At 61.1% G+C, this 7,005-nt stretch carries 10 protein-coding genes; 5 read left to right on the top strand and 5 right to left on the bottom strand.

Annotated features, from left to right (window positions below; translation table 11 throughout):
- Positions 1–822: beta-aspartyl-peptidase (locus tag L972_RS19645; RefSeq protein ID WP_047440494.1), on the bottom strand; the 822-nt coding region annotated here is incomplete at its 3' end.
- A 66-nt stretch (positions 823–888) separates the two neighbouring features.
- Positions 889–1,671 carry an ABC transporter substrate-binding protein gene (locus tag L972_RS19640; protein WP_019445361.1) on the bottom strand — a complete coding sequence of 261 codons (783 nt, stop codon included), beginning with the start codon at positions 1,669–1,671 and terminating at the stop codon, positions 889–891.
- Here L972_RS19640 and L972_RS22065 point away from each other — a divergent pair.
- Both L972_RS22065 and L972_RS19635 read left to right on the top strand, forming a co-directional pair.
- Positions 1,670–1,930 (top strand): hypothetical protein, encoded by a 261-nt coding sequence (locus L972_RS22065; protein ID WP_231560962.1) that lies wholly within the window; start codon positions 1,670–1,672, stop codon positions 1,928–1,930. The two genes, L972_RS19640 and L972_RS22065, sit on opposite strands and share 2 nt — an antisense overlap.
- A gap of 127 nt (positions 1,931–2,057) precedes the next feature.
- Entirely contained in the window at positions 2,058–2,666 is a 609-nt protein-coding gene (locus L972_RS19635; RefSeq protein WP_040066492.1) for an acyl carrier protein phosphodiesterase, read from the top strand.
- A 56-nt stretch (positions 2,667–2,722) separates the two neighbouring features.
- Here the strand turns inward: L972_RS19635 and L972_RS19630 are convergent, their stop codons facing one another.
- Both L972_RS19630 and arsC read right to left on the bottom strand, forming a co-directional pair.
- On the bottom strand, positions 2,723–3,106 hold the full coding sequence (locus tag L972_RS19630) for a DUF2069 domain-containing protein (RefSeq protein WP_047440482.1): 384 nt from the start codon (positions 3,104–3,106) through the stop codon (positions 2,723–2,725).
- Entirely contained in the window at positions 3,103–3,453 is a 351-nt protein-coding gene (arsC, locus tag L972_RS19625) for an arsenate reductase (glutaredoxin) (RefSeq protein ID WP_042657676.1), read from the bottom strand. Before arsC ends, L972_RS19630 begins: the two co-directional genes overlap by 4 nt.
- Before the next feature lie 60 nt (positions 3,454–3,513).
- Between arsC and L972_RS19620 the strand changes: the two genes are divergently transcribed.
- Positions 3,514–3,996, top strand: coding sequence for a TlpA family protein disulfide reductase (locus tag L972_RS19620; RefSeq protein ID WP_047440480.1), 483 nt, complete (start codon positions 3,514–3,516; stop codon positions 3,994–3,996).
- 90 nt (positions 3,997–4,086) lie between these two features.
- Here L972_RS19620 and L972_RS19615 read toward each other — a convergent pair whose 3' ends face one another.
- On the bottom strand, positions 4,087–5,541 hold the full coding sequence (locus L972_RS19615; protein WP_005333848.1) for a beta-barrel assembly-enhancing protease: 1,455 nt from the start codon (positions 5,539–5,541) through the stop codon (positions 4,087–4,089).
- 121 nt (positions 5,542–5,662) lie between these two features.
- Between L972_RS19615 and L972_RS19610 the strand changes: the two genes are divergently transcribed.
- Entirely contained in the window at positions 5,663–5,896 is a 234-nt protein-coding gene (locus L972_RS19610) for a sulfurtransferase TusA family protein (RefSeq protein ID WP_047440478.1), read from the top strand.
- Between the two features lie 25 nt (positions 5,897–5,921).
- Entirely contained in the window at positions 5,922–6,992 is a 1,071-nt protein-coding gene (locus L972_RS19605; protein WP_005352935.1) for an AI-2E family transporter, read from the top strand.
- The last annotated feature ends 13 nt before the right edge of the window (positions 6,993–7,005 follow it).

The raw sequence follows: 7,005 nt of genomic DNA, 5'->3' as shown, positions 1-7,005 counted from the left end.
GTTGGCAGCCAGCAGCTCGAGAAACGCATCGGCGGCAAGCCGCTCGCCATCCTCCAGCAGATCGGGAAAGCTCGAGGTGGTGAGGTCGACCCAACCTCCCGCCTTGCCCCACTCGATGGCCTCGGCAAAGAGCCAGGGGTTGCGGTTGCAGTGAGTGGGATAGAGCTGGCGCAGCGGAATGTCGGTCTCATCGCGCAGGGCCCGCAGGGGCGCCAATGCCCCCTTGCCATCCCCGACATGGAAGAAGCTGACCCCGCTCTTGCCCGCAAGCAGCCCGGCCACTCGCGCCTCGCTGGCAAGCCTGGCCAGCTCGTCGTGGGTCGGCGCACTGGATCTGTGGTCGCTGATGGCCACCTCCCCCACCCCCAATACCTCGGGGATCAGGATGATGTCCGACTCCACCGTGCCGGTCAGGGTCTTGACCGGCAGATGGTAAGAGCCGGTATACATAAAGGCGCTCACCCCGGCGGCGCGAAACTCGCGCACCTTGCCGAGCACCTGCGCGGGAGTGCGGGTCAGGCTGTCGGTGCCAAGCGCCGCCACCAGGGTAGTGACGCCGGCCTTGAGCGCCTCGCTCGCCGCCAGCTCAGGGGTGCGAAAGGCAAAGCCCCCCTCCCCGCCGCCGCCGGTGATATGGGCCAGCGGATCCACCAGCCCGGGTACCAGATAGCGGCCACGACCATCGACCCTGTGCAGCGGCCAGTTTGCGGGCACCGTCAACCCCTTGCCCATCCAGGCGATACGGCCATCGGCCACCAGCAGATCCTGCTGGCCAAGGTGGGTAGGGCTGAAGATCTCGGCCCCCTCGATCAGGGTCAACATGGCGATCCTCCTTGCACGATTGTCGCTTGCCCAATGAAAAGAGAGGGAGCAAGCTCCCTCCCCTCGTCAACCACCATATATATCGTACTTGAAGTACTTCTGGTTGATCTGCTGATAGGTGCCGTTGGCACGCAAGGCCTTGATCGCCTCGTCCAGCTTGCCCTTGAGCTCCTTATCGCTCTTGCGCACGGCGATCCCCATCCCATCACCAAACCACTGGCGATCGGTCAGGGCGGGCCCCACATAGTCGAACTTGTCGCCCCCCTCTTTGCCAAGGAGCCCCTGCTCAATGGCAGAGGCATCGGCCAGCAGGGCCAGCACCCGACCCGCCTTCAGATCGAGATAGGCCTCATCGGCATTGCCGTAGCGGACTATGGTGACATTCGAGCCAAAATTGTCGGTCAGGTACTTGTCGTGGGTGGTGGCCCGCTGCACCCCGATGCGCTTGCCCGCCATGCCTTCCGGGGTCAGCGTCAGCTCGGTCCCCTTGGCCGCCACAAAGCGATTGGGAATATGGGCATATTTTTCGGTGAAATCGACCTTCTGGCGCCGCTCGTCGGTGATCGACATGGCGGCGATGATGGCATCGTATTTGCGCGACAGCAGGGCCGGGATCATGCCGTCCCAATCCTGCGCCACCAGCTCGCACTTGACCGCCATCTGCTGACACAGGGCATTGGCGAGATCGATATCAAACCCCTTGATCTCGCCCGATGCATCGGTCCAGGAGAAGGGCGGGTAGGCCCCCTCCACCCCGAAACGCACGGTTTTCCACTCCTTGGCCATGGCGGGGGTGGCCAGCAGGCTGGCAACAAACAGGGCTGAGAGGGTCAGTCTGATCTTCATCATGAGTACTCCATTACATAAAAAGCGCACAGGCGCGGACAAGGCACCGCAGGCGAATACATGCGATGACCAAAAGCGGCAAAATCTGGATGAGCGAGATCACGCCCGAGCGGGCGTCAGTGAACTGCTCCAGGGGTTCGATCTATTCGTCGAACCACTCGGAGAGATAGAAAGGCTTGAAGTAGAAGGCCAGAAAAAAGCCTCTGGCTTTGCGCATCATGGTGGTTTGTCGCGTCCTGTGACAAAGATGGCATCACCTTAGCACGCCCGAATTTTGCCCGGCAAGAGGCAGCCGCAGGGCAGTAGCAAAATCCCGATAATGGTCAAGGCGGGCGGGATCCGTTAGGCTCGAAGCACCTTGCCATCCCATAACAGACCCACAGCGACCGATGAATTTTCTGGCCCATCTCCATCTGGCTGCCCACACCCGAAGCTCCCTCACCGGCAACCTGCTCGGCGATTTCGTCAAAGGCACGCTGCCCACGGGGCTTGCCGCCCACTTCGATGAGGGGATCTGGCTACACCGCAAAATTGACGCTTTCACCGACAGCCACCCCGAGCACAAGGCGGCCGTCGCCTGTTTCGAGGCCCCCTGGCGCCGCTTTGGCGGCATAGTGGTGGATATGATCTACGACCACTGCCTGAGCCTGCACTGGGGACTGTTCAGCACCGAGCCCCTGCCCCGCTTCCTGCAACGCGGTTATGAGCAGCTATTGGCGGATCACCCACGCCTGCCGGACGGACTGCCACTCCCCCTCAAACGGATGGCCGAGCAGAACTGGATCGCCTCCTACCGCCACAGGGAGGGGCTGGGGCAAGCGCTAAATGGCATAGGTCGCCGACTGCGCCGCCCGGTACAACTGGGAGAGGCGCTGCTGACCCTCGATGAGTCGCAGTGGCAAACATGCGAGGCGGGATTTCTGCGCTTCTATCCCCAGCTGATGGACTTTAGCCAGCAGCAGCTGGCCCAATATCGGGCAGCCCACGGGGCACAGTGATCCCTCTGGATAGGCCTGCGTCCCCATAAAAAACGCCCCTTGCGGGGCGTTTGTCATCAGTTGGCTTCGTCTTTCTTTTTGCGAATGCTTAAGCCAAGTTCGCGACCACGCAGTCGGGCGTAATAGATGGTGCCGACAAAGGCGATAGTGGTGAACAGCAGCTCCACCACAGCCAGCCACCGCTCCCCCTCATCCGTGGTGATCAGGGTTAGGGCGTGGAGGAAATAGGGCATCAACACGAAGTTGCCCCAGGCGTGGGTGTAGGGGTTGCCCTGCACTATCCCCTTGAGAGGGAAGAGCAGCGGCACCGTCCAGATCATCGGCAGCAGCCAGGGGGTGAGGTCCGGATGAGGCGACAGCCACAGATGCCAGAGGATGACCCAGCCCAGCAGACCAAAAAAGCCGACCAGAGTCAGCCAACGTGCGAAGCGGGTGCTCACTTGAGGATCTCCAGCACCTGCTCCGGCGGGCGACCAATACGGGCCTGACCATTCTTGATGACAATTGGGCGCTCGATCAGCTTGGGATGCTGGTGCATGGCGCGAATAAGGGCATCACCGCTGACATCGGCCAATCCCAGCTCCTTGTAGAGATCCTCCTTGGTGCGCATCAGCTGGCGGGGATCGCTAAAACCGAGCAGAGAGAGCAGGTTGCGGATCTCATCTTCGCTCGGGGCCTGCTCCAGATAGAGCACCACATCAGGGGCGATCCCGTGCTGTTCCAGCAGGGCCAGGGTTTCGCGACTCTTGGAGCAGCGCGGATTGTGGTAGATTTGGGTCTCGCTCATGGTAACTCCCTGATTAATCGCAAGATGGGATTAGAAACGGCGCTATTGTAGGGGAAAGTGATGGTCAGGGTAAGCAGCAATGGAAAGGAATTGAAACGAATTTGTTGGCTGATTGTGGCTGGCCTGCTGGGCGCCTGCACACCCGCCCCCGAATTTACCGATGCCACAGGGCAGTCGGTCAGCCTGCGCCACTTTGCCGGCAAGCCGCTCTTGGTCAACTACTTCGCCCCCTGGTGCGCCCCCTGCCTGCGGGAGATGCCGCACCTCAACGCGCTGGCTACCGAAGGAAAGATCGCCGTGGTGGCAATCAACTACGACCCGATCACCCCGGCAGAACTGGACAAGCTGGCCGCCCAGTACCACATAAAGGTGCCGCTCCTCATTGCCAATGAGGATGCCAGGCTCCCCTTCCCTCGCCCAAGCGGGCTGCCTACCAGCTACCTGCTCGATAGTGAGGGCAAACTCAAGCAGACGCTGGTCGGCGAGCTCGACCAGCAGCAGATCGAGATGCTCAAGGCGACCGCCAGCGGCATGAGTCACTAGCCCATCGCTGCTATCACCGTCCCCCACATCAACGCCACCGCCATAAACAACAAGGGCGCACCATAGTGCGCCCTTGTTTGATAGGTTTCGTTAGCCCTTGAGGCTGTCGAGATCCTTCTTCGCCCGCTCCAGCTCGGTGATGCGCGCCTCCAGACGAGCCAGGGTCATCCGGTCGCTGGTGGTACCGCGCGCCACGATCAGCTCGTCGATGGCCGCCTGATAATCCCCGCGCAGCGCGAGCATTTCGGCCCGCGCCATATGCAGCTCGGTCATTCTACCCGCCTTGCGATAGGCATCGGCCAGCAGGTTCCAGGCCAGATTGTTCTCCTCATGGGCACGGGCATAGGGGTCAAGGATGGCGATCGACTTCTTGTAGTTGCCGCTCTCGAGATAGGCGTTGCCGAGGTTGACCACCACCACTTCGTTGTCCGGCATCCGGCTGCGGAACTTCTCGAGGCGCGCGATGGCCTGGGCACTGCGCCCCTTGGCCAGATCGATGTCGGTCTGGGCATCGACGATAAAGAGATCTTCCGGATGACGGGCCGCCAGCTCCTGCATCAGGGTATCAGCCTCGTCGGTGCGCTTGAGCTGGATCAGCGCCAGCGCCTTGCCATAGATGGCGGCATCCTTGAGCGGATAATCCCCCTTCTGGATCCGGCTATCGAAGTAGCTCAGCAGCCCCTGCGGGGTATCGGTACCAAAACGCACCTGAATCCGCACCTTGGCCAGCCAGAAGTCGAGACTGGGCGGCAAGTCGCGGCGACCATAGCTACCCGCCCGAGCGCGGGCCTCGCTGATCCGGGTCTCCGGCAGCGGGTGAGTGAGCAGCATCTCCGGCGGCTTGCTGGCGTAACGGTATTCGGCAGCCAGTTTCTGGAAGAAGTTGGCCATCCCCATGGGATCGAAACCGGCATCATAGAGGGTCTTCATGCCGATGCGATCCGCTTCATATTCGTTGTCGCGGGTGTAGTTGATGGCCGACTGCATGGAGAGGCCCAGCGTAGTCTGCAACGCAGCGATACCGGCAGTCGGGTTGATCACCGCCAGCGCGATGGAGCCCACCAGACCGGCCAGGGTCACCGCCGAGCTGCTCGCCTGCGCTTCCATATAACGGGCGATATGGCGCTGGGTCACGTGGGTGATTTCGTGGGCCAGTACCGAGGCCAGCTCGCTCTCGCTGTCGGCGTAGAGGAAGAGGCCGGTGTGCACCTTGACCCGCCCGCCGAGGAAAGCGGCCGCGTTGATGCTGGGATCATTGATGAGGAAGAAGGTAAACGGGAAACGCACCCCATCGGCGTTGGTCAGCAATCGCTGACCCAGATCGTCAATGTACTGGCTCAGCACCGGATCATCGATGATCGGCAGACCCGCACGGGCAAAGCGCATAAAGGCGTTGCCGTAACGCACTTCCTGCTCGATGGGCAGGGCAGCAACCCCGGCCGTGCCGATGTCGGGAAGCTGATTGTTGGCCTCGGCATGAAACGTGGCGCCCATCAGGGAAGCCAGCAGGGGAAGCGATGCCATCAGGGGGGAAAAACGTGCCACGTTATCTCTATCTCCATCAGAAAGGGCCTCGGCAGAATACCCTTGCCCATCAAGGGCTACAAGCGTTGTTTCATGCTCTTATCACGGCCATAATAGCGGCCACCTGCCTGATGGAGCCCCCATGGAAATTCTCGACCTGACCCCCTGGCGCTGCCTCGAGCCGCTGATCCGGCTCAAGCTCTGGTTAAGGGGGGCCAAAAGCGGTCAAACCGTCACCATCCGGCTGGCCGATGCGGGCTCCCGGCAGGATATTCCGGCCTATCTGCACCGTCAGGGCCACCATGTCGAGATGCAGCAACAACCGGACAATACCCTCTCTTTGCAGTTGGTTGTCGGGGCGAAACAGCCATCTTGAGCCCCAGTGATGTAAGGATGCCGTCATGTTAGAAGTATTGAAGCGCTGGTATCAGACCCGTTTTTCCGATCCCGATGCCGTTACCCTTTTCCTGTTGCTGGTGTTCTGCTTCACCATCATCTGGCTGTTTGGCGATCTGCTGGCCCCCCTGCTGGTGGCGCTGGTAATGGCCTATCTGCTGGAGTGGCCGGTCGCCCGGCTGCAAAAAGCAGGGCTGTCGCGCACCCTGGCCACCAGCGTCATTCTGATCCTCTTTATTGCGGTAGCAGTCGCCTCCTTGCTGGGTCTTATCCCGACGCTGGTCAGTCAGGGGATCAATCTGGCCAAAGAGGCGCCGGCCATGCTGACCCACGCTCAGGATTATGTCCGCACCCTGCCTGACAAATACCCCGAGCTCATCGACGTCAGTCTGGTGGAGACCGTCATCGACAATATTCGCCAGCGCATCCTCAGTGGCGGCGAGCATCTGGTAAGCGCCTCCCTCAGTTCGCTGGTCAACGTGGTCGCCATCATGATCTACCTCATTCTGGTGCCACTGATGGTCTTCTTTATGCTCAAAGACAAGCGGGTACTGATGGGCAGCCTGCGCCGCTTTCTGCCGCGCAACCGCACCCTGGTCAACCGGGTGTGGGTCGAGATGAACAACCAGATCATCAACTACATCCGCGGCAAGGTGATCGAGATCCTTATCGTCGGTATCGCCACCTATGTTCCCTTCGCCCTGATGGGGCTGCGCTATTCGGTGCTGCTGGCGGTCGCGGTCGGCTTCTCGGTGCTGATCCCTTATATCGGCGCTGCCGTGGTGACCGTACCGGTAGCCATGGTCGCCCTGTTCCAGTGGGGGCTCACCCCCGAGTTCGCCTGGCTGATGGTGGCCTATCTGGTCATTCAGGCTCTCGATGGCAACCTGCTGGTACCTGTGCTTTTCTCGGAGGCAGTCAACCTCCACCCGGTGGCCATCATCATCGCCGTGCTGGTCTTCGGCGGCTTGTGGGGATTCTGGGGAGTCTTCTTCGCCATTCCCCTCGCCACCCTGGTCAAGGCGGTGATCAATGCCTGGCCAAAACGTGAAGAGATGCCCAGTGCCGCAAAATAACCTGCTTCCCCTG

This window comes from Aeromonas sp. ZOR0001, assembly GCF_000801015.1.
Lineage (GTDB): Bacteria > Pseudomonadota > Gammaproteobacteria > Enterobacterales > Aeromonadaceae > Aeromonas > Aeromonas veronii.
The sequence above is the reverse complement of the archived record's forward strand: the minus strand, read 5'-3'. Positions and strand labels throughout refer to the sequence as shown.